Here is a 20,931-nt window from a genome sequence, read left to right as displayed (position 1 = left end):
CATAGGTCTTTGAGCCTAGAACACTGCGCATCGTGTTTAATATCTTGGAACAAAAAGGAAACATCGCTCGGAGCCTGCGATGGGCCTGCATTAAGTTGCACCTGAATCCGGGAAACGCCCTTGCCGCACGGGCGGCCTGATCCAGGTAATCCAGCCATGAACCCGATTCTCGTCGTCGCCCTCGTCTGCGCCTCCGCCGTCCAGGCTCCGGATTGCTCCCGGGACACGGCCCTCGACATCATCACGGGCCCGGCCCACACCCTGCAGGAATGCCTGATTCAGGGGCCGGTGCTCGCGGCCAATGCCGGGCACGGCAACGAGCCGGGCACCTACGTGAAGACGCGCTGCGAACCGCGGCGCTGAGCCGGCCGGAACGGAGCAGCCGATGGACGATGTCAGCCCCGAACGCGCGGTGATGATCCGCCTGCGGGCCCGCCTCGCGGTGGTGGAGCGCGCCGCCTGGTTCGGCCTCGTCCAGGCCATGCGCACGCAGCCTGCCGAGACCGAGGCCTACCTCGCGGCCGAGCGGGCCAAGTGCGCCGAGGGCTTCGGCCAGCGCGGCTGGGCGGCCGACCTGACGGAGGCCGAGCGCCGCATGCTCGGGGCCGAGGTCGATGCGGGCCTCGCCGGCCTCATCGCGGATGCAAAGGCCGAACTCGGCTAGACCTGAACCGGGTTCCTACCGAGCGTCAGCCCCCGAAGCGGTCCGCCCAGGCCGGGGGCCCGGCCCAGCCGGGCGGCACCGTCGCGCGGTGGACGCCGATCGCCACCGCACGGGCGAGCGTGCGCGCGGCCGCGTCGCCGATCCGCGCGAGGTCGAGGACGGGGTCGGCAAGGGGCACCCGGCCGGTGGCCACGGCGAAGACGGCGTCGCCGTCCAGCGGCGTGTGCACGGGATGGATCGCCCGGGCGAGGCCGTCCTGGGCCATCACGGCGAGGCGGCGCGCCTGCGCCTTGGTGAGGGCGGCGTCGGTGGCGACCACCGCCAGGGTGGTGCTGGCCCCCGCCCCCGACAGGTCCTTGCGCGGCCAGTCGAAGGCGTCGGCCGGCATCGCCGCGGGGGCGCCGAGTCCGCCGTACTCGCAACCGATCTCGTAGGGCCCGGCCCAGAAATGCGGCCCCACCCCCACCGTCACCCGGCCGAAGGCGTTCACCGCCACCAGGGCGCCGACTCGGACGGCCGAGCCCGCGACGTCCACCAAGCCCGCGACCTCGGCGGAGGCGGAGCCGATCCCGCCCTTCAGGTTCGCGGTGGCCGCCCCCGTCCCGGCCCCGACGGAGCCGAGGGTGAAATCCCGCGCGGCGGCGCAGGCCGCCGCGTAGCCAAGGTCGCGGTAGGGTGAGAACCGGCCCCAGGCCTTGTCGCCGCCGTTGAGGAGGTCGAACAGGATCGCGGCCGGCACGATCGGAACCCGGGCTGGGCCGACGGCAAAGCCGCGCCCGGTCTCGGCGAGGTAGGCGACGACGCCCGAAGCCGCGTCGAGGCCGAAGGCCGAGCCGCCGGAGAGGACCAGGGCGTCGATGCGCTCCACGGTGCGCTCGGGATCGAGGAGATCGGTCTCGCGGGTGCCGGGGCCGCCGCCGCGTACGTCGATGCCGGCCACCACGGGCGCGTCGAACAAGAGGGCGGTGACGCCGCTGGCGAGGCGCAGATCGGTGGCGTGGCCGACCCGGATGCCGGCGATGTCGGTGATGCGGTTGGTCAGCATGGCGCCTCCCCGGGATGCCTCGGTGCGGTCTCCGGCCGAAGGATCGGGTCCGCGCACTCCGCCTATGCCGACGGTGCGGGTGCGGACCTCAGATAAGCGAACATGTGAGGCACATAATCAGCCTTGCCGATCCCGATCCCCTGGTTCCGCAGAATGGCGTACGCCGTGACGACGTGGAAGTAGAATTGGGGCAGCGCCCAATCGCGCGCATAGGTTTCGCCCGTCATGTCGAACGTCACGCCGCCCGGAAGTTCGATCGCGATCGGCAGCGTGTCCCCGGCGTCGAGGGCGTCGTCCGTCAGACCGTCGAGTTGAGACAGGGCCTGGTCGATCCGGGCCCGTGCATCGGCGAGCGATCCGGGGGCGTTACCAGCCTCGCGCCCCTCGGCCGCCACCGCGGCGAGCGATGGGGGGATGGCTTGCCCGCGCAGGCGGAACGTCGCTTCCTGCGCCTGATAGGCCGCGAAGCGCAATTGCGCGGCGAGCGGCAGCATATCTGGCGCCAAGCGCGCCGATAGCAGGCCCTCGGCCCCAGCCGGCGCCTGCCGTTCGGCCCTGTCCAGCAATCCGGCGAGGGTCTTCAGCATGTTCCGGTAGGTCGGTACGAGAAGGTCGGTCAGCGGCATGGCGATCTCCGGGAAAGGCGGTCGTCGTCGGGTCGGGTTCGCGCGTTGCGCTGAAGCCCCCTCAAGCGGCCCGCGCCTGCCGGGCGGCGCGGGTGGCGTCGACGGCGTAGATCGCCAGCGCCAGCCAGATCAGTCCGAACAGCACCGCGCGGTGGGGCTCAAGCCGCTCGCCGTAGACGAGGGTGCTGAGCACGAGGAGGCAGGAGGGCGCGAGGTATTGCATCAGCCCGAGCGTCGCGAGGGTGAGCCGCTCGGCGGCCGCCGCGAACCAGATCAGGGGCAGGGCCGTGGTGGCCCCGGTGAGCAGGATGAGGCCGAAGCGCACGGGGTCGCCCTGGATCACCGGTGGCGCGAAGGCCGCGAGGTAGATCAGCGCCACCGGCAGGAGCAGCAGCGTCTCGGCGGCGAAGCCCACCATGGCGTCGACGGCGACGATTTTGCGGGCGAGTCCGTAGAGGGAGAAGCTTCCCGCCAGCGCCAGCGAGACCCAGGGCAGGCTGCCGGCCATGACGACGGCCAACAACACGGCGCCAGCGGCGAGCGCCACCGCCGCGGCCTGGACCGGGCGCAGGCGCTCGCCGAGCACCACGGCGCCCAAGCCCACGCTCATCAGCGGGTTGATGAAGTAGCCGAGACTCGCGTCGAGCATGTGCCCGGACTGCACCGCCTGGAGATAGAGGAGCCAGTTCACGCCGATCAGCCCGGCCGAGAGGACGAGGAGCCCGTGCCGGCGCACCAGGGGGAAGGGGTTCCGGATCCGGCGGCGCAGGGCCACCAGCAGTCCCGCAACGAGGAGGCTCGACCAGACGATGCGGTGGGCCAGGATGCTGGGCGCCGGCACGGCGTCGAGCAGGCGGAAATGCACCGGGACCACGAGGCCCCAGCTCAGGTAGGCGCCGAGCGCGTAGATCAGACCCAAGGGCCCGCCTCCTCTTGCCGCCTCCTGCCGCTTCGCCGCGGCACCGGGGTCCGGGTGCGGCTTATAGCAAGTCTTCCGCGGGGATCACCCGGGCGGGATCACCCGAGCGATAATCCGGCGCGGCGGGTGGGCGCGTTCTCAGCGCGCGCGGGTGAGGGTGACGGCCGGGTCGCCGCGCATCAGGGCGTTGAGGCGCTCGGTGTCGAAGCCCTCGGCGGTCCGTTTCACGGGCGGCTTGGGCGCGGCGGGCTTCGGCGTCACCTTGGCGGCCGCCTCGCGCGCCGTAGCGGGCTTGGGCGGCGTCGTCCGCACCACGGGCGTCCGGGCCGTCGTGCCACCGTCGCGCCCGAGGATGTCGCTGATCGAGGGACCGGTCTCCGCCGGCAGCGATCCCGTCACGGTGGGCTCCGGCGGCCGGACCCGGGTGAGGGCGGCCACCGGCGCGGCGGATCGGGACGCCTTGGGGGCCGGATGGTCGAGCCGGTCGACGCAGGCGAAGGCGATGGCCAGGGCGCTGCCGCCGAAGACGCTGCCGACGACGATGTTCCGCAGGATACGCAAGGGACGGGCTTCCCGGATACGCGAGTACCGGACGGGATTTAGCGCATCTGCGTTAATGAACCGGAGCCGTCCGCCGCGCGCCGTTTCCTGCGCCGGCACAACTCCGCTCAGAGGATGCGGCCGAGGAATTCCCGGGTGCGGGGATGTTCGGGCCGTTCGAAGAAGGCCTCGGGCGGGGCGACCTCGACGATCTGGCCCGCGTCCATGAACACCACCCGGTCGGCGACGCGGCGGGCGAAGCCCATCTCGTGGGTCACGCACAGCATGGTCATGCCGCGGGCGGCCAGATCCGCCATGGTGTCGAGCACCTCCTGCACCATCTCGGGGTCGAGGGCCGAGGTCGGCTCGTCGAACAGCATCACCGCCGGGTCGAGGCAGAGGGCACGGGCGATGGCGACCCGTTGCTGCTGGCCGCCGGAGAGCTGGCCGGGATACCGGTCCGCCAGATCCGCGATGGCGAGCCGCGCGAGTTCGTCCCGCGCCCGGGCCTCGGCGGCCCTGCGGCCGATCCCGTGCCCGTGGATCGGCGCCAGGGTGCAGTTCGCCAGCACGGTGAGGTGGGAAAACAGGTTGAAGCTCTGGAACACCATCCCGACGGTACGCCGCACCGCCGGGATGCGGCCGGGGGTGAGGTCGTGGCCGTCGACCCGGACGGTGCCGCCTTGATAAGGCTCGAGGCCGTTGACGCAGCGGATCAGGGTCGACTTGCCCGAGCCCGAGGGGCCGCAGATCACGACCTTTTCGGACTTGGCGACCGTGAGCGAGACATCGCGCAGGACGTGGGCGCTGCCGAACCACTTGTTCACGCCCAGGAACTCAACCGCTGGCGTCTCGGGAACAGGGGTCTCGGGGCCGGGGCTCATGACCGGCCCCGCTCGCCGGCGGCGAGGCGGCGCTCGATGAAGGCGGCGTAGCGCGCCATCGCGAAGCAGAAAGCCAGGTAGAACAGGGCCGCGAAGGCGTAGGCCGTGGCGGGGATCGTCGGCGCCGACCAGCGCGGATCGGCGCGCGCCGCCTCCAGCACCCGGATGAAATCCGCGATGCCCACGATGGAGACGAGCGTCGTGTCCTTGAACAGGCCGATCAGCGTGTTGACGATGCCCGGCACCACCACCTTGAGGGCCTGGGGCAGGATGACGAGGCGCATGGCCTGGGCCCGTGTGAGCCCCAGCGCCAGGGCCGCACGGCCCTGCCCCTCGGGGATCGCCTGCAGGCCGCCGCGCACCACCTCGGCCATGTAGGCGGAGGCGAACAGCGCGATACCGACCAGCGGCCGAACCAGCCGGTCCACGGTGAGATCACCGGGCAGGAACAGCGGCAGCATCACGTTGGCCATGAACAGCACGGTGATCAGCGGCACCCCGCGCCAGAACTCGATGAAGCCGATGCAGGCATAGCGCAGGACCGGCAAGTCCGAGCGCCGCCCCAGAGCCAGCAGGATGCCGAGCGGCAGCGAGGCGACGATGCCCACCAGTGAGACCACCAGGGTCACCAGGATGCCGCCCCACAGGCTGGTGGCGACGGGGGCGAGGCCGAGGACCGGGGTCCCCGAGAGCAGCCCGTAGGACAGAAGCGGGCCGACGAGGAAGACGAAGACCGCCCCGAGGCCGCGCCGCGGCGCGTCGAGCCACAGCATCCAGGCCGTGCCCAGCGCCACGAGGCCGAAGAACAGGTTCGGGCGCCAGCGCTCGGCCGCCGGGTAGGAGCCGTAGACGAGGTAGTTGATCTTGGCCCCGATGAAGGCCCAGCAGGCCCCCACCGGGTGCCCGGCCACCTCCGGGCGGCAGACCTCCCCCGAATCCCCGCGCCAGACCGCGTCGGTGACGAGGAAGCGGAACACCGGGGGCAGCAGCAGCGCCAGCCCGCCCAGGATCACCAGCGTCGTCAGGGTGTTGCCGGGCCCCGAGAACAGGTTGTCCCGGAGCCAGCCGGTGGGGCCGGCGGCGCGGCGCGGCGGCGGGGCCGGCGGCAGGAGGGTCTCGCGGACGATGGTCATCGCGTCATCGGCGCCGCGCGGCGGTTGGAGGCGTTCATGAGGGCGGCGAGGCCGAGGCTCAGGGTCAGGTAGACCGCCATGGTGATCGCCACGACTTCCACGGCCTGGTTGGTCTGGTTGAGCACCGTGCCCATGAAGACGTGGACGAGGTCCGGATAGCCGATCAGCACCGCCAGGGACGAGTTCTTCGTGATGTTGAGGTATTGGCTCGTCAGCGGCGGCACGATCACCCGCATGGCCTGGGGAATCGTGACGAGCCGCAGCGTCTTGGCCCGGCTCAGGCCCAGGGCGGCGGCCGCCTCCCCCTGGCCCCGGGCCACGCTGTTGAGGCCTGCGCGCACGATCTCGGCAATGAAGGCCGCCGTGTAGGTGGAGAGCCCGAGGAGAAGCGCGGCGAATTCCGGCAGCACCCCGAGCCCGCCCTCAGGCCCGAAGGGGCCGGGGGACGGCCAGGCGACCGGGACGGGGTGTCCGGCGAGCGCCAGCCCGATCCAGGCCAGGGCCGGCAGGCCGAGCACGAGGGCGAGGGCCGGCCCTACGACCGGGCCGGGCTCGGCCCCTGTCTCGACCCGTCGCTTCGCGCGTCGGGCCCGGATGCAGGCCCAGACGATCCCCGCCACGAAGGCGACGGGCACGAGCCAGGCGGCTCCGTGGAACTCGGGCCGCGGCAGGACCAGTCCGCGCTGGCTGAGATAGGCCCTGCCCCAGGCCGCCGGGTCGCGGGCCTCGGGCAGCGCCACCCGCACGGCCACGTACCAGACCAGGAGCTGGAGCAGCAGCGGCAGGTTGCGCAGGGTCTCGACGTATGTGGCCGCGAGGGTCCGGGCGAGCCAGTTCGGCGAGAGCCGGGCGATGCCGACCGCGAACCCGATCAGCGTGGCCAGCCCGATGGCGAGCCCTGAGACCAGCAGCGTGTTGAGGAGGCCGACGAGAAACGCATCGAGATAGGTCGAGGTGGCGGCCGCGTAGGGGATCAGCCGTTGGCTGATGTCGAAACCGGCGGCCCGCGAGAGGAAGCCGAACCCGGCCGTGATGCCCTGGCGCGCGAGCTTGTCCGACGCATTGGCGAAGGCGGCATAGGCCAGCGCCGCCAGCGCCAGGGCGACGAGGGCCTGGAGCACGAGGGCGCGGGTGGACCCGGTCCCCGGCCCGGACCCGGATTCGGGCGGCCCCGCCCTCACCGGATCGGCGGCCCGTATTGCAGGCCCCCGTTCGTCCAGAGGGCGTTCAGCCCACGCGGGATCTTCAGGGGTGTCCCGTCGCCGAGGTTGCGGGCGAAGACGTCGCCGTAATTGCCGACGTGATGGACGATCCGGTAGGCCCAGTCGTCGGTGAGCCCGAGGCCTTGGCCGTACTTGCCCTCGAGCCCGAGGATGCGCTTCACGTCCGGGCTCAAGGCCTCGCCCCTGAGCCGGTCCACGTTGTCCTGCGTGATGCCCGCCTCCTCCGCGTCGATCATCGCGTAGTGGGTCCAGGCCACGAGGTCGCGCCAGGCATCGTCGCCCTGGCGCACGCCGGGCGCGAAGGGCTCTTTCGAGATCGCCTCGTCGAGAATCATGTGGTCCTCCGGATGCGCGGTCTTCAGGCGCTCGCCGTAGAGGGAGGACTTGTCCGTCGAGTAGGCGTCGCAGCGGCCGGATTCGTAGGCGCCGAGGGTCTGCTCGCTGTTGGCGAAGGTGACGACCTGGTAGCTCAGGCCCCGCGTGCGGAACCAGTCGGCGGTGTTGAGTTCCGTGGTGGTGCCCTGCTGCAGGCAGATCGTCGCCCGGTCGAGTTGCTTCACCGCCGTGATGGTCAGGGATTTCCGCACGAGAAACCCCTGTCCGTCGAAGAAGGTGATGACGGGAAAGTTCATCGCGGCGGTGTCGCGCGACAGGGTCCAGGTGGTGTTGCGGGCGAGCACGTCGATCTCGCCCGATTGCAGGGCGGTGAAGCGGGCGGCCGAGGATTGCGGGATGAAGCGCACCTTGTCGGGGTCGTCGAAGATGGCCGCGGCGAGCGCCCGGCAGAAATCCACGTCGAGGCCGTGCCAGTGCCCCTGCCCGTCGGGCATGCTGAAGCCCGCCACCCCGCCACTGACCCCGCACACGAGGTGCCCGCGCGCCTTCACCTGGGCCAAGGTGCCATTCTGGGACGGCGCCGAAGTCTGGGACGCTGAAGTCTTGACCGCTGCAGTCTTGGCCGGCGCCGGAGACGCGGCGAGCAGGGCGCCGAGGAGCATGCCGAGGGGCGTGACGGAGACCAGTCGCATGCGCGCATTGCAGAGGATCGTGCGTCGCGGTCAAGCTGCCGGTTGACGGAACCGCGCGCGCCGGGCTTCGGTCGCGGCAGGTCCATCCCTCGCCCACCGGTGCCGATGTCGAACACGCCCCCCCGCGATCCCGCCCGATTCGGGGCGAGCACCCGCCTCGTCCATGCGGGGCGCGACCCCTCCGCCCAGCACGGCTTCGTCAACACGCCGATCTATCGCGGCTCGACGGTGCTGTTCCCGACCTACGACGACCTCCAGCACCGGCGCGGGCGCTACGATTACGGCACCTCCGGCACGCCGACGACGGATTCCCTCACGAGCGCCTGGAGCGAACTCGCGGGTGCGGCCGGCACCGTGCTGACGCCCTCCGGCCTCGCTGCCCTGACGGTGGCGCTGATGGCGGTGGTCTCGGCCGGCGACCACCTGCTGGTCAGCGATTCCGCCTATCGCCCCACCCGCATCTTCTGCGATGGCGTCCTGAAACGGTTCGGGGTCGCGGTCGAATATTACGATCCCCTGATCGGCGCCGGCATCGCCGACCTGATGCGCGACACCACGAAGGCCGTGCTCGTGGAGGCGCCGGGTTCGCAGAGCTTCGAGATGCAGGACGTCCCGGCCATTGCCGAGATCGTCCACGCGCGGGGCGCGGCCGTGATCATGGACAATACCTGGGCGACGCCGCTCCTGTTCCCGCCCCATGCGCGCGGCGTCGACATCGCGGTCGAGGCCGGGACCAAGTACCTCTCGGGCGGCTCGGACCTGCTCCTCGGCCTGACCTCGGCGAACGCGACGTACTGGCCGGCCCTGCACCGGACCTTCGAGCACTTCGCCATGTGCCCCGGGCCGGAGGACGTGTTCCTGGCCCTGCGGGGCCTGCGCACCATGGCCCTGCGCCTGCGCGAGCACGGGGCGCAGGGGCTCGCCATGGCGCAGTGGCTCCAGGCCCGGCCGGAGGTGGCCTGCGTGCTCCATCCGGCCCTGCCCGACGATCCCGGCCACGCGATCTGGAAGCGCGACTTTTCCGGTGCCTCGGGCCTGTTCGGCGTCATCCTGAAGCCCGTCCCGGAGCGTGCCGTGGCGGCGATGCTCGACGGGCTCGAACTGTTCGGGATGGGCTTTTCCTGGGGCGGCTTCGAGAGCCTGGTCATCCCGTTCGACTGCACGAAGTACCGCACCGCCACCCGCTGGAATCCCGGCGGCCCGGCCTTGCGGTTCCACATCGGGCTGGAGGATCTTTCGGATCTGCAGGCGGACCTCGACGCGGGGTTCGCGCGGCTGCGCGCGGCCGTCTGAGCGCCGGGCGCTGTCAGGGCGCCAGCCAAGCTCCGCGCCAGCCGTCGGCCCGCTCCCAGGCGGCCCGGCGGTGGCCGCGCCGGTCGAGGTAAAGGAATTCGAGGCGGGCCACCGCCATCACCACGGCGCAGAAGTTCGGCCGGCCGAGGGTCAGCGCGGTCTCGGCATCCGGCAAGGTGTAGGCGTCCCCGCTCGGCAGGCGCGCACCGGGGGCGGGGTCGGCGCCGTAGCAGACCCGGCTCATCGCCATCGATCCGGCCCAGGCGGCTTCCGCGAGGGCGTCGTCGGTGTGGAGCGTCGCCGGGCCAGAGGCGCGGATCTGGATCTTCGTCGCGGAATCGTAGCCGTGGAGGGCCGCGACCCCGGAGGCCGCGATCGCGGCCGCCTTGTCCGAGCGGCGGTCGCAGTGGAAGCGCAGCGTGCCGGCGGCCGGGTCGGCCGCGCGCAGCACCACGGTGCGCACCTGCGGGTGCCCGTAGGCGTCGACGGTGGCCAGCGCCGGCATGTGGAAGGCGTTGCGGCGCAAGGCGGGCCCGTCCTCCAGCAGCCGCCAGACCTCGGCGAAAGCCGCGCCGAGATCGTCGTGGAAGGGCGGCAGCGGCGTCATCGCGCCGGTGCGGCCGCCCGGGCGGCGCGGCGCTCGCGCAGGATCAGGGTGACGTTGCGCAGGTAGATGAAGGTCGACAGCGCCTGCCCGAAGATAATCACGGGCTCGCGCCGCACGAGGCCGTAGACAAGGGTCATCAGGCCGCCCGCGATGGAGAGGAACCAGAAAGCGAGGGGCATCACGCTCCGGCCCGCCCGCTCGGAGGCGAGCCACTGCACCACGAAGCGGGCGCCGAACACCGCCTGCGCCAGGATGCCGAAGACCAGCCAGGCATCGAAGCGGGTGACGAAGACGTCGTAGACGTAGCCACGCACGTCCTCGGCGAGCTGGATCAGCATGGTTCAGGCTCCCGTCACGTCCGTGACCCGCGGTGTCACCCGCTTGCGCCGGATCAGCCACCACACGCCGGCCAGATCCAGGAGCCCGACCCAGAGCCGGTCGAACAGGCCGTATTTCGAAGTGCCGGTGAAGCGCGGCCGGTCGACCACGTCCCGGTGGACCACGCCGAAGCCCTCGCGGGCGACCAGCGCCGGCATGAAGCGGTGCTGCCCGTCGAAGAACGGGAGCGTGTGGTAGACGTCCCGGCGCACGAGCTTGTAGCCGCAGCCGGTGTCGCGGGTGGCGTCCTTGAGGATGCGCACCCGGACCCCGTTGGCGATGCGCGACTGGAGGCTCTTGAGCCGTCCGTCCTTGCGCCCGATGCGCTGGCCTTGCGCGAGGCCGGTACGCGTCCCGCCCGCCTCGATGGCCTCGAGCAGGGGCGCCAGGAAGGCCGGGTCGTTCTGGCCGTCGCCGTCCATCAGGGCGCAGACGGGGGCACGGGCCACCGCGATGCCGCTGCGGATGCCGGCGGCCTTGCCGGCGGTGCGGTCGTGGGCGAGCACCCGCAGCCAGGGCCGCCCGGCGCGGGCTGCCGCGAGCGCCTCGGCGGTGCCGTCGGTGGAGCCGTCGTCGATGTAGATCACCTCGAAGGGTGCCAGGGGGGCGCAGGCGGTCTCGAGTTCGGCGACGAGGCTCGCGATGTTGCCGGCCTCGTTCTTCACCGGGATGATCACGGAGAGGCGCATGGGTGCTGGATCCGAGGAGGTCAGGGCGTCGCCGCGTAGGCCGAGAGGTCGACCCGGCGGCCGCCGTTGATGTTGAAGCCCGAGACCGTGCCGACCCGGTTCGGCACCAGCCCGGCGGCCCCGGCGGCGGCCTCGAACGCGGTCGCGAACCGGCCCTCCACGTAGACGAGGCGGCAGCCTTCGCCCTTGAGGAAATCGACGGCCTCCGTGCCGGTGCCGAGCATGGCGAGGTCGGTGCCGATCAGGAAGACGAAGCTCGGCTCGCGGTAGCCGAGGCTGGCCACGCGCGGATGCGGGCAGGGCAGCGCATCGCGGATCGCCGCGAGGCGGGGCGAGACCTTGAGGGCGGCGATGACCGGCTGGGTCAGGCCGAACACGGCCGGCGAGAGCAGCATCGCCGCCAGGATGCCGAGGCCGAGAGCGCGCTCGGGCAGGCCGCGGGCGAAGGCGCGCCAGGCCAGGGCCGACACGGCGCTGGCAGCCAGCAGCAGGGGCAGACCGGCCCAGGGCAGGGTGCGGTCGTAGGCGAAGGCGAAGGCCGAGAGGCCGAGAGTGAGGCCGACCGGGATCAGCACCACGAGCCCGGCGGTGAGGCGCGCCCCCCGGCGCTCGGGATGGAGGCCCCCGGCGGCGAGCGCGCGCACGGTGAGGATGGCGATGGCCGGCATCAGCGGCAGCACGTAGTGGGGCAGCTTGGTCGGCACGATCTCGAACAGGATCCAGGTCGGCACGATCCAGGCGAGGAGGAAGGCGATGGCCGGATCGCGCCGGTGGCCCCAGGCGAAGGGCGCCGCGAGCGCCGCGAAGGCGGCCCCCGGCCAGAAGGTGCCGAAGAACGCTACGAGGTAGGCACCGGGCGGGGCGAAGTGCTTCTCCGAGCCGCCCTGGACCTTGCTCAGCATGTCGTGGCCCACCGCCTCCCCGTAGAAGGCACCGCCGCTCTTCCAGGTGATGGCCGCGAACCAGGGCGCCACGATCAGCAGGGTGAGCGGCAGGCCGAGGCCGGGCCGCAGGGCCCCGAGCCAGCGGCCGGACCCCGACCGGACGGAGAGGACCAGAGCCGGCAGGCCGCAGAACAGCGGCACCATCGGGCCCTTGATCAGGATGCCGAGGGCGAGGCCGAGCCAGAAGGCCAGCACCGTGACGGTGTCGAGGCGCCCGGGACCGACGTCGCGCCGGAGCCAGGCGCGGGCGAGGCCGCCGAAGGTCGCTACGGCGCAGGCGCAGAGCAGCGCGTCGGTCTTGGCCAGGCGCGCCTCGGCCGAGAGCACGACGCAAGCCCCGAACAGGGCGGCGGCGAGGAAGGCCCCCCGCCGGGGCAGGAAGACCAGGGCCGACCAGTAGGTGAGGAGGACCGCCCCGATGGCGCCCAGCAGGGAGGGGATGCGGTAGAGGCCGATCGTGGTGCGGGCGTTCGGCACGCCGAGGGCCTCGGCGGCGCCGACAAAGGCGGCCTGGGCCCAGTAGATGCCTACCGGCTTCTTGTGCCGGGCCTCGGCCTGGAAGCGGATGTCGACGAGGTCGCCGGTCTCCAGCATCTGCTTGGAGGCCTGCGCGAAGCGCGGCTCGTCCCGGTCCATCGGCTGGAGCGAACTGATGCCGGGCAGGAAGCAGACGAGGCACAGCGCCACCAGGAGCGCACAGGCCCAGGCATGGCTCCGGCTGGCGGCGGACAGGAGGGTGTCCGGGAACGCGAAGGCGTCGCCGCGAGCCGGGCGGGGCACGGTGGCGCGGTCGATCATGCGGAGGTGATCATGCGGGGGGATGGGCCGTCAGGGGGGACATACGCGGCTCCGGACCGGCACGCGGCCCGAGAATCCGGTCGATGAGGCCGGTCGATGCCGCGAGGCCGGCGGTGTCGATGATGCGGCCGGGAATGTCAAATCGCGCTGTCGCCGCCCTGTCCCGCGCGGGAGCCTGCGAGTCCGGTGAGCCTGCGAGTCCGGTGAGCCTGCGAGTCCGGTGAGCCTGCGAGTCCGGTGAGCCTGCGAGTCCGGGAGCCTGCGAGCCGAAGGGGCTCCCGACGATCCCCCGGCCCCGGGGAACAGGGCCGGACCCTCTCCGTTGTCACCCCGTCGCGGCACCGGCCGCCGACGTGAGATTGAGGGATATCCGTTATGAGCCTCCTCGGCAGCATCGTCAGCAAGATCCTCCATCCCTTCGGCGGTGGAGATGCCCAGGCCAAGCCGTCGGAGGCGAACGCACAGCCCTCCGCCGGCGGCTCGGATGCCCCCGCCTCGACCCCGACCAGCACCGGCGCCCCGGCCGGCGGCCCCGTCGACGTCGAGGAGGTGCTCAACGGAATGGCTGCGAAGAACTCGCAGACCCTGAACTGGCGGACCTCGATCGTCGACCTGATGAAGCTCCTCGACCTCGATTCGAGCCTCACCGCCCGCAAGCAGCTCGCCGATGAGCTGCACTACACCGGCGACAAGGAGGACTCGGCCACGATGAACGTCTGGCTGCACAAGCAGGTCATCAAGAAGCTCGAGGAGAACGGCGGCAAGGTGCCAGCCGACCTCAAGGACTAATTTGCCCGAACGATCCGGCGCGGCCTGATGTCGGGCCGCGCGCACGGGGCAGGGGACATCGTCCGCTGCCCCTCCTTCCAGGCGTGAGCCCGTGGACGTCCTGCCTCCGTCCCCCGCACAAGGTGGAGGGCGGGGACGCAGTCTCGCCTCACCCCTCCAGCCGCTGCCCCAGGCGACCGGCGAGATCCTGGATGAACTGGAACGCGGTACGGCCCGAGCGCGAGCCGCGGGTGGTCGCCCATTCCAGCGCCTCGGCCCGGACCCGGTCGGGGTCGGCCCTCAGGCCGTGGCGGGCCACGTAGGCGCGGATCATCGCCAGATACTCGTCCTGGCTGCACTTGTGGAAGCCGAGCCATAGGCCGAAGCGATCGGAGAGGGAGACCTTCTCCTCCACCGCCTCGCCCGGGTTGATCGCCGTGGAGCGCTCGTTCTCCACCATATCCCGGGCCAGGAGGTGGCGCCGGTTCGAGGTGGCGTAGAACAGCACGTTCTCGGGCCGTCCCTCGATGCCGCCGTCCAGCGCCGTCTTCAGGGACTTGTACGAGGTGTCGTCGCCGTCGAAGGAGAGATCGTCGCAGAAGACGATCCAGCGATGGGCGTCGCCCCGCAGGGTCGCCATCAGGTCGGGCAGGGCCTCGATGTCCTCGCGATGGATCTCCACGAGCTTCAGGGGGAGGGCGCCCGGGCCGCGCGCGGCGTTGATCTCCGCATGCGCCGCCTTGACCAGCGAGGACTTGCCCATACCCCGCGCGCCCCAGAGGAGCGCGTTGTTGGCCGGCAGGCCGTCGGCGAAGCGCTGGGTGTTCTCGACCAGGGTGTCGCGGGCCCGGTCGATCCCGGTGAGGAGGCCGATCGCCACCCGGTTGACGCGTGGCACCGGGACCAGCCGGCGCTCCGGCCCCCACAGGAAGGCATCCGCCGCATTCAGGTCGACGGGAGCACGCGGGGCGGGGGCGGCACGCTCCAGAGCGGCGGCGATCCGCTCCAGCACCGGCAGGAACTCCCGCACAGGCAGGAACGCCGCCAGGGTGGCCGGATCGACGGCCGGGTCGGCAGGGGGCGTGACGGTCATGGGGCGGCTCCTCGAACTCGGGTCCAGCGACGGGGCAGCTGGGACAGGTGCCGTGCTTTACGGTGCCGGGAGGCCGCGATGAACCCGCTAAATCGCGTCCCGGCCGGCGATTCACGGGGCGGCGACCCATTCGCCTCACCCGGGCGGCGTTGCTTTCACTTAGCCCCTGGCTATAGTCCGCGCGCTTTTTGACAAGCCCGGACGCCCCCTCGACCGAGGGTCTGGCGGCGCGGGCCTTATCCTTGAGGAGTCACCCGCTTGATCACCCCCGCCTTCGCGCAAGGGGCCACCTCGGCCGCTGGCGGAGCGGACATCGCCTTGCAGGTGGTGCCGTTCGTCCTCATCTTCGTCATCATGTACTTCCTGATCCTCCGCCCGCAGCAGCGCCGCGTGAAGGAGCATCAGAACATGGTCAAGAACGTGCGCCGCGACGACACCGTCGTCACCACCGGCGGCATCGTCGGTCGCGTCACCAAGGTCGCCGACGAGGCCTCGGAGATCGAGGTCGAGATTGCGCCGAACGTCCGCGTCAAGGTCGTGCGCACGATGATCTCGGAAGTCCGCGTCAAGGGCGCGCCGGTCAAGGCCGCCTGAGGCGGCGACTCGGGCATGCGGGCCGGGCACCAGGGCCCGCATGGCCAGCGAAGAAACGGACACAGGACGGTACCGGCGGATGCTGCGCTTCTCGAGAACAAAGATCGTCACGACGCTGGCCGTCATCCTGATCGGCCTTAGCCTTGCCGTGCCGAGCTTCTTCTCGCACGAGCAGCGCAAAGGCTTCATGGCGTCCCTGCCGGGCTGGTTCCCGAGCTGGATCGTGCCCCAGCGCGCCATCGTGCTCGGCCTCGACCTCCAGGGCGGCTCGCAGCTCCTCCTCGAGGTCGACCAGAACGAACTCGTGGCCTCCCAGGCCAAGGCCCTGCGCGACGACGTTCGTCGCATTCTCCAACAGGAGAGCGTGCGCGCCGAGGGCGGCATCCAGCTCCTGCAGCGCGGCGTTCAGGTCCGCGTGACCGACGCGGCCGCGCGCGCCAAGCTGCTGCCGAAGCTGCGTGAACTCGCCCAGCCGATCTCCAACCCCCTCGTCGGCCAGGGCGCGGGCCGCACCATCGACATCACCGAGCAGCCCGACGGCCTCGTGCGCCTGACCCTGACCGATGCGGGCATCACCGACCGCACCCGCCGCGCGGTGAGCCAGGGCATCGAGGTCATCCGACGCCGCCTCGACTCGACGGGCACCACCGAGCCTTCGATCCAGCAGCAGGGCGCCGACCGGATCCTGATCCAGGTGCCGGGCGAGCAGAACCCGGAGCGCCTGGAGAAGCTCCTCGGCTCCACCGCCAAGCTCGAATTCCGCATGCTGGCGGACTCGCCCTCCGGCGACGTCGATCTTCTGCCGTCCCGCGACGAGAAGGGCGCCAAGGTTCCGGTCGAGCGCCGGATCATGGCGGATGGCGGCGATCTCACCGATGCGCAGCCGGCCTTCGACAATCAGACCCAGGAGCCGATGGTCAGCTTCAAGTTCAACCTGAAGGGCGCACAGCGCTTCGGCCAGGCGACCTCGGAGAATGTCGGCCGTCGCATGGCCATCGTGCTGGACAACGAGGTGGTCTCGGCGCCGCGCATCAACACCCCGATCACCGGCGGCTCCGGCCAGATCACCGGCAACTTCACGGTCCAGCAGGCCAACGACCTCTCGGTCCTCCTGCGGGCCGGCGCGCTGCCGGCGAAGTTCACCGTGGTCGAGCGCCGCGTGGTCGGCCCCGGCCTCGGGCGCGACTCCATCGAGGCGGGCAAGATGGCGACCCTGGTGGCGGGCGCCCTCGTCGTCGTCTTCATGTTCGCCACCTACGGGGTGTTCGGCTTCTTCGCCAACATCGCCCTCATCGTGCATGTGGGCCTCATCCTCGGCCTGATGTCGGTGCTGGAGGCGACCATGACCCTGCCGGGCATCGCCGGCATCGTGCTCACCATCGGCACGGCTGTGGATTCCAACGTGCTGATCTACGAGCGCGTGCGCGAAGAGGTGCGGGCGGGCCGCTCGATCGTCTCGGCGCTTCAGGCGGGCTTCGACAAGGCCTTCGCCACCATCATCGATTCGAACTCGACCATGGCGATCGCCGCCCTGATCCTGTTCTTCCTCGGCTCCGGCCCCGTGAAGGGCTTCGCCGTGGTGTTCATTCTCGGCATCCTCACCACGGTCATCACCGCCGTGACCCTGACCCGGATGATGATCGCCCTGTGGTACAACATGGCCCGGCCCAAGGCCCTGCCGTTCTAATCGCCGGCCCTGCCGTCATCTCGGACGGCCGGCCTTCGTGGCCGGCATCCTTGACCAAGAGTTTCGAGACCGATCATGCGCCTGCTTCGCCTCTGGCCCGACGAGTCGCACGTCGACTTCATGCGCTTCCGGCGCCTCACCTTCCCGCTCTCGGCCTTCATGTCCGTGGCGACGGTGGTGCTGTTCCTGACCGTCGGCCTGAACTTCGGCATCGACTTCAAGGGCGGCACCCTGGTGGAGCTGCAGGCGAAGTCGAAGACCGCCGATGTCGGCGCGGTGCGTCATACGGCGAACGGCTTCGGCTTCGGCGAGACGGAAGTGCAGGAACTCGGGGCTGAGGGCACCGTACTGGTGCGCTTCCCACTGCAGCCGGGCGAGCAGGGCCAGACGGCCGTGATGCAGAAGGCGCATGCCGCCTTCGACGCCGACTACGAGTTCCGCCGCACCGAGACCGTGGGTCCCCGCGTCTCGGGCGAACTCGTGCAGTCGGGCACCATCGGCGTCGTGCTCTCGGTGCTGGCGGTGCTGTTCTACCTCTGGTTCCGCTTCGAGCGGGAACTGGCGCTCGGCGCTATCGTGGGCACGCTCCACGACATCGTTCTGACGCTCGGCGTCTTCGTCATCACCCGCATCGAGTTCAACATGACCTCGATCGCCGCGATCCTCACCATCGTGGGCTACTCGCTCAACGAGACCGTGGTGGTGTTCGACCGGACCCGCGAGCTGATGCGGCGCTACAAGACGATCCCCACGGTGGAACTCCTCAACCTCTCAATCAACTCCACCATGTCCCGCACGGTGATGACCGCGACCTCGGCCTTCCTGTCGCTGCTGGCCCTGGTGCTGTTCGGCGGCGAGGCGATCAAGGGCTTCGCCATCGTGATGCTGGCCGGCGTCGTCATCTGCACCTACTCGGCGATCTTCGTCTCGACGCCGGTGCTGATCTATCTCGGCCTGATGCTCTCGGGCGTGAAGGCGCAGGGGCGCCCGGCCGGCGGGCGCGTGCCCCAGGCGGCGGAGTAGGGGGCGGCCATGGCGTCTTCCGGCAGCCTGCACGACGGCTTCGTTCCGGGGCGCCACCTCATCGACGCCTACGGCAACGGCGGCTTCCGCTTCGCCGAGATGTCCCATCGCGGTTCGATCCTGGTCACGCCGTCCGGTATCCGGGCCTGGGACGTGACCGAGCCGCGCGCCATCGACCGGAACGCGCTGCGTCCGATCCTCGCCGAGGCCGGGGCGGTGGAACTCCTCCTCGTCGGAACCGGGCTCGACATCGCGCCTTTTCCTGATGCGCTCCGGCGCTGGCTCAAGGAGGGCGGCATCGGCCTCGACGTGATGCAGACGGGGGCCGCGGCGCGCACCTACAACATCCTCATGGCGGAGAACCGCAAGGTCGCTGCCGCCCTGATCGCGGTCGCATGATGAAGCGCGGGACATGACGGATTCGGACACCCGGACCAGCCCGGCCGAGGGCAACCTCGCCTTCGCCTTCCAGCATTGCGAGGGCCTGGTCCGGGACGGCGATCCCGACCGCTACTTCGCCACCCTCTTCGCGCCCGCATCCGCCCGGCCCCACCTCTTCGCCCTCATCGCCTTCAGCCTCACCGTCGGCCGGGTCCGCGAGGCCGCCTCCAACCCGATGGCCGGCGAGATCCGCCTGCAATGGTGGCGCGACGCCCTCCAGGCCGAGGCCCGCGGCGACGTCAAGGCCAACCCGGTGGCCGCCGCCCTCGACGACGCCATCGTGCGGCGCAAGCTCGGACGCCAGCCCTTCGTCGATCTCATCGATGCCCGGGTCTTCGACCTCTACGAGGACCCGATGCCCCGGGTGAACGATCTCGAGGGCTATTGCGGCGAGACCGTCTCGGCCCTGATCCGCCTCGGCGCCCTCGTCCTCTGCGACGGGGCCGAGCCCGGTGGAGCGGCGGCGGCCGGCCATGCCGGCGTCGCCTACGGGGTCACCGGCCTGCTGCGGGCGCTGCCCTGGCACGCCCGCGCGGGCCAGATCTACCTGCCCGCCGACATCCTCAAGACCTACGGCGTCACCCGCGAGGACATCGTCACGGGGCGCGGAGGCCCCGGGCTCCTGCGCGCCACCGCCGACCTGCGGGCGCTGGCGCGCCGCCACCTCAAAGCCTACGAGGCGGCCCGCGCCACCATCGCGCCGGCCGCGCGCCCCGCCTTCCTGCCCGTGGCCCTGGTGGAGCCCTACCTCGCCGCCATGGAGCGGCCGGGCTACGACCCCCTCAACACGGTCATCGAGATTCCGCGCTGGCGGCGGCTGTGGCGGCTGTGGCGGGCGTCGCGAGACGCATCATCTTAGCCAGAATTCAGCTGTGTCGCTCTTGGGTCTTCTCGGATTCTAAAAATCGGCAGCCGTCTGTGTCGTGAGAACCGACGTTTACAGGAACGAGCATCATGCTAACGGCAGACGAGATTCTGATCGCGCTGGATTGTGAGCCCTCATACCTCGCTGATCCAGAAGTTCGTGCCTCGATCAAAGAGGTGAGCCACCAGCTCGAATCAGCGGGCATCTCGCCGATGAGTCATGTGTACGCTCGTACCGGCACGATAATAGCTTCTGCCACATCGCTAGGCCCGTATCTCGTTCCAATAGCTCAGGTTATTATCCCAACGCTAGGAGTGATCCTTGTGGCCTGGATAAAATCGCCTGGTCGAAAGATAAAGATTAGAGTTGGCAACATGCGGATTGAGGCCAATTCTGTTGAAGAAATCGAGCTGCTCCTTTCGAAGCTCCAAGAACTTCAAGGCAATCCAAGCAAGGCCGTCCGGAAAAAGCCAATTTCATAAATTTATTTTCTGGCTTCAGTTTGCCCTAATATAAAGATAAATCTCATCAGTGATATCGATTGTCTAAGTTGAGAATCTGTCTGGATTAATATGTAGCTTTAGCGAATAGGTTATGTTTGGGTTAAATGTTTGAGCATAATAAAGGCGGCCCCGAAGGAGCCGCCCCGTCTTCATCCCGCCCGGAGTTTCCGGTTCAGCGGGCCTTCTTCGTCAGCTTCTCGGCGATCTCGAACATCTCCTGCGGCGCGTAATCCGGAGTGAAGGCCGAGGGCACGCCGGTGAGCTGGTGGATCTTGCCGCCCTCGGGCATGCCCTCGACGACGCTGAGCTCGCCCGGCGGATCGCCCGGCAGCGCCATCTCGCCGTTGCCCCAGATGCCGGCCATCTCGGTGTAGTCGCCCGGGCTGAAGGTGTAGAGCCGGCGGTGCGAGCCCTCCTGGAGGTACTTCTGGCACTCGGGAATCTTGTCGAGGTTGATGTTCGGGGTCGGCAGGAACTTCTCGATCTCGACGCCGGTGATCTTCTTCAGGGCCAGGGCGTAGGCGTGGGCGTGGACCGAGCCGCGCACCAGCAGGTAGCCGCAGACCTCGCGGCCGGTCGGATCGGTCAGGGTCTCGTAGACCCGCAGCTTGTGCAGGCGGGCGCCGCATTCGAGGTGGAAGTTGTGCAGCAGATCCACCACGACGTTGCCCGTAGTGGTGATGAAGTCGTTGTTCCAGGAGGCGCCGTTGCTGTTGACCGGCGTCACGCCGCCGCCGTTCGACAGGAAGGCGGCTGCGAGGCGGATGTCCTTCATGTCCTCGAACGGCGCCTTCGAGATGTCGCCGCCGTCCTTCGCGTCACCGTCGTTGTCTGGACCGTTGGCGAGCATCGCCACGCCGTTGCTGACGAGCTCCACGTGACCGAGTTCCTCGGCCGTGATCGCCGCAACGAGGCTATAGAACGGGCGCAGCTTCGATTTGCTGCGGAAATTGAAGCTCTGGAACATGTAATTTCCCAGAGTTGACATCTCGCCATACTTGCCGCCGAGCAATTCCTGCAGGGCCGCGGCGGCGTTCGGATCTTTCCGCTTGGGGGCAGGAAGCTCGGCCTGTAGCTTGTCGACGCGCATAAACATAGATTTAATCTCCGGTGCCGATCGCTCGGGGTCTCGTGGGGGAAGTGGCCGCCGCACGCGCATGTTCCCCTCACGTGGGCGGGAATGCGC

The 20,931-nt window shown here is 70.2% G+C and carries 24 protein-coding genes; 10 read left to right on the top strand and 14 right to left on the bottom strand.

The genetic code is table 11. The features are described 5' to 3' along the window. Positions 1-156: 156 nt before the first annotated feature. Together MFF30_RS00190 and MFF30_RS00185 are read left to right on the top strand one after the other, a co-directional pair. The gene (locus MFF30_RS00190) at positions 157-363 is read left to right on the top strand and encodes a hypothetical protein (RefSeq protein WP_238274950.1); all 207 of its coding nucleotides are present in this window, start codon (positions 157-159) and stop codon (positions 361-363) included. A 22-nt stretch (positions 364-385) separates the two neighbouring features. Further along, a complete protein-coding gene (locus tag MFF30_RS00185) occupies positions 386-664 on the top strand; it encodes a hypothetical protein (RefSeq protein ID WP_238274948.1) in 279 nt (92 codons plus the stop codon). A 25-nt stretch (positions 665-689) separates the two neighbouring features. Here the strand turns inward: MFF30_RS00185 and MFF30_RS00180 are convergent, their stop codons facing one another. The 8 genes from MFF30_RS00180 to MFF30_RS00145 form a co-directional block, all read right to left on the bottom strand. Next, positions 690-1,709 carry a P1 family peptidase gene (locus tag MFF30_RS00180; RefSeq protein WP_238274946.1) on the bottom strand — a complete coding sequence of 340 codons (1,020 nt, stop codon included), beginning with the start codon at positions 1,707-1,709 and terminating at the stop codon, positions 690-692. A gap of 62 nt (positions 1,710-1,771) precedes the next feature. Continuing rightward, positions 1,772-2,335, bottom strand: coding sequence for a DUF1993 domain-containing protein (locus MFF30_RS00175; RefSeq protein WP_238274944.1), 564 nt, complete (start codon positions 2,333-2,335; stop codon positions 1,772-1,774). A 61-nt stretch (positions 2,336-2,396) separates the two neighbouring features. After that, positions 2,397-3,254, bottom strand: coding sequence for an EamA family transporter RarD (rarD, locus tag MFF30_RS00170; RefSeq protein WP_238274943.1), 858 nt, complete (start codon positions 3,252-3,254; stop codon positions 2,397-2,399). Positions 3,255-3,392: 138 nt separating this feature from the next. Further along, positions 3,393-3,815, bottom strand: a complete 423-nt coding sequence (locus tag MFF30_RS00165) for a hypothetical protein (protein ID WP_238274941.1) — start codon at positions 3,813-3,815, stop codon at positions 3,393-3,395. Between the two features lie 107 nt (positions 3,816-3,922). Next, positions 3,923-4,678: an amino acid ABC transporter ATP-binding protein gene (locus MFF30_RS00160; protein WP_238274938.1), complete on the bottom strand. Its 756-nt coding sequence runs from the start codon at positions 4,676-4,678 to the stop codon at positions 3,923-3,925. After that, positions 4,675-5,811 (bottom strand): amino acid ABC transporter permease, encoded by a 1,137-nt coding sequence (locus MFF30_RS00155; protein WP_238274936.1) that lies wholly within the window; start codon positions 5,809-5,811, stop codon positions 4,675-4,677. Before MFF30_RS00155 ends, MFF30_RS00160 begins: the two co-directional genes overlap by 4 nt. Beyond that, positions 5,808-6,992 carry an amino acid ABC transporter permease gene (locus MFF30_RS00150; protein ID WP_238274934.1) on the bottom strand — a complete coding sequence of 395 codons (1,185 nt, stop codon included), beginning with the start codon at positions 6,990-6,992 and terminating at the stop codon, positions 5,808-5,810. The genes MFF30_RS00155 and MFF30_RS00150 overlap by 4 nt, the downstream gene beginning before the upstream one ends. After that, entirely contained in the window at positions 6,989-8,032 is a 1,044-nt protein-coding gene (locus MFF30_RS00145; protein WP_373320808.1) for an amino acid ABC transporter substrate-binding protein, read from the bottom strand. The genes MFF30_RS00150 and MFF30_RS00145 overlap by 4 nt, the downstream gene beginning before the upstream one ends. Positions 8,033-8,167: 135 nt before the next feature. Between MFF30_RS00145 and metC the strand changes: the two genes are divergently transcribed. Then, entirely contained in the window at positions 8,168-9,355 is a 1,188-nt protein-coding gene (gene metC, locus MFF30_RS00140; RefSeq protein WP_238274924.1) for a cystathionine beta-lyase, read from the top strand. A gap of 13 nt (positions 9,356-9,368) precedes the next feature. Here the strand turns inward: metC and MFF30_RS00135 are convergent, their stop codons facing one another. The 4 genes from MFF30_RS00135 to MFF30_RS00120 are packed head-to-tail and all read right to left on the bottom strand — an operon-like array spanning position 9,369 to position 12,771. Beyond that, positions 9,369-9,962, bottom strand: a complete 594-nt coding sequence (locus MFF30_RS00135; protein ID WP_238274921.1) for a pyridoxamine 5'-phosphate oxidase family protein — start codon at positions 9,960-9,962, stop codon at positions 9,369-9,371. Next, a complete protein-coding gene (locus tag MFF30_RS00130; RefSeq protein ID WP_238274920.1) occupies positions 9,959-10,300 on the bottom strand; it encodes a lipid-A-disaccharide synthase N-terminal domain-containing protein in 342 nt (113 codons plus the stop codon). The genes MFF30_RS00135 and MFF30_RS00130 overlap by 4 nt, the downstream gene beginning before the upstream one ends. Positions 10,301-10,303: 3 nt before the next feature. Then, positions 10,304-11,029 (bottom strand): glycosyltransferase, encoded by a 726-nt coding sequence (locus MFF30_RS00125; RefSeq protein WP_238274918.1) that lies wholly within the window; start codon positions 11,027-11,029, stop codon positions 10,304-10,306. A 20-nt stretch (positions 11,030-11,049) separates the two neighbouring features. Next, positions 11,050-12,771, bottom strand: a complete 1,722-nt coding sequence (locus MFF30_RS00120) for an ArnT family glycosyltransferase (RefSeq protein ID WP_238274916.1) — start codon at positions 12,769-12,771, stop codon at positions 11,050-11,052. A 375-nt stretch (positions 12,772-13,146) separates the two neighbouring features. On the opposite strand from MFF30_RS00120, the gene MFF30_RS00115 reads away from it, so the two are divergent. Next, complete coding sequence (locus MFF30_RS00115) at positions 13,147-13,560, top strand: DUF3597 domain-containing protein (protein WP_056468570.1); 414 nt, start codon at positions 13,147-13,149, stop codon at positions 13,558-13,560. A gap of 148 nt (positions 13,561-13,708) precedes the next feature. On the opposite strand, the gene MFF30_RS00110 is transcribed toward MFF30_RS00115, so the two are convergent. After that, complete coding sequence (locus tag MFF30_RS00110; RefSeq protein ID WP_238274914.1) at positions 13,709-14,632, bottom strand: ATP-binding protein; 924 nt, start codon at positions 14,630-14,632, stop codon at positions 13,709-13,711. A 258-nt stretch (positions 14,633-14,890) separates the two neighbouring features. Between MFF30_RS00110 and yajC the strand changes: the two genes are divergently transcribed. The 6 genes from yajC (at position 14,891) to MFF30_RS00080 (ending at position 19,724) form a co-directional block, all read left to right on the top strand. Next, positions 14,891-15,226: a preprotein translocase subunit YajC gene (yajC, locus tag MFF30_RS00105; protein WP_056468563.1), complete on the top strand. Its 336-nt coding sequence runs from the start codon at positions 14,891-14,893 to the stop codon at positions 15,224-15,226. 79 nt (positions 15,227-15,305) lie between these two features. Next, a complete protein-coding gene (gene secD, locus MFF30_RS00100; protein ID WP_238274912.1) occupies positions 15,306-16,913 on the top strand; it encodes a protein translocase subunit SecD in 1,608 nt (535 codons plus the stop codon). A 75-nt stretch (positions 16,914-16,988) separates the two neighbouring features. Continuing rightward, positions 16,989-17,936 carry a protein translocase subunit SecF gene (gene secF, locus MFF30_RS00095; RefSeq protein ID WP_238274910.1) on the top strand — a complete coding sequence of 316 codons (948 nt, stop codon included), beginning with the start codon at positions 16,989-16,991 and terminating at the stop codon, positions 17,934-17,936. Positions 17,937-17,945: 9 nt separating this feature from the next. Continuing rightward, positions 17,946-18,335, top strand: a complete 390-nt coding sequence (locus tag MFF30_RS00090) for an Mth938-like domain-containing protein (RefSeq protein ID WP_238274908.1) — start codon at positions 17,946-17,948, stop codon at positions 18,333-18,335. Between the two features lie 13 nt (positions 18,336-18,348). Then, on the top strand, positions 18,349-19,236 hold the full coding sequence (locus tag MFF30_RS00085; RefSeq protein WP_238274899.1) for a phytoene/squalene synthase family protein: 888 nt from the start codon (positions 18,349-18,351) through the stop codon (positions 19,234-19,236). Positions 19,237-19,331: 95 nt separating this feature from the next. Next, the gene (locus MFF30_RS00080) at positions 19,332-19,724 is read left to right on the top strand and encodes a hypothetical protein (protein WP_238274897.1); all 393 of its coding nucleotides are present in this window, start codon (positions 19,332-19,334) and stop codon (positions 19,722-19,724) included. A 193-nt stretch (positions 19,725-19,917) separates the two neighbouring features. On the opposite strand, the gene MFF30_RS00075 is transcribed toward MFF30_RS00080, so the two are convergent. Beyond that, positions 19,918-20,841 (bottom strand): manganese catalase family protein, encoded by a 924-nt coding sequence (locus tag MFF30_RS00075; RefSeq protein ID WP_238274895.1) that lies wholly within the window; start codon positions 20,839-20,841, stop codon positions 19,918-19,920. Positions 20,842-20,931: the final 90 nt, after the last annotated feature.

Source organism: Methylobacterium goesingense, from assembly GCF_022179225.1.
In the GTDB taxonomy this organism is placed as follows: Bacteria; Pseudomonadota; Alphaproteobacteria; order Rhizobiales; family Beijerinckiaceae; genus Methylobacterium; species Methylobacterium goesingense.
Note: the sequence above shows the minus strand (reverse complement) of the source record. Positions and strands in the feature narration are given on the sequence as shown.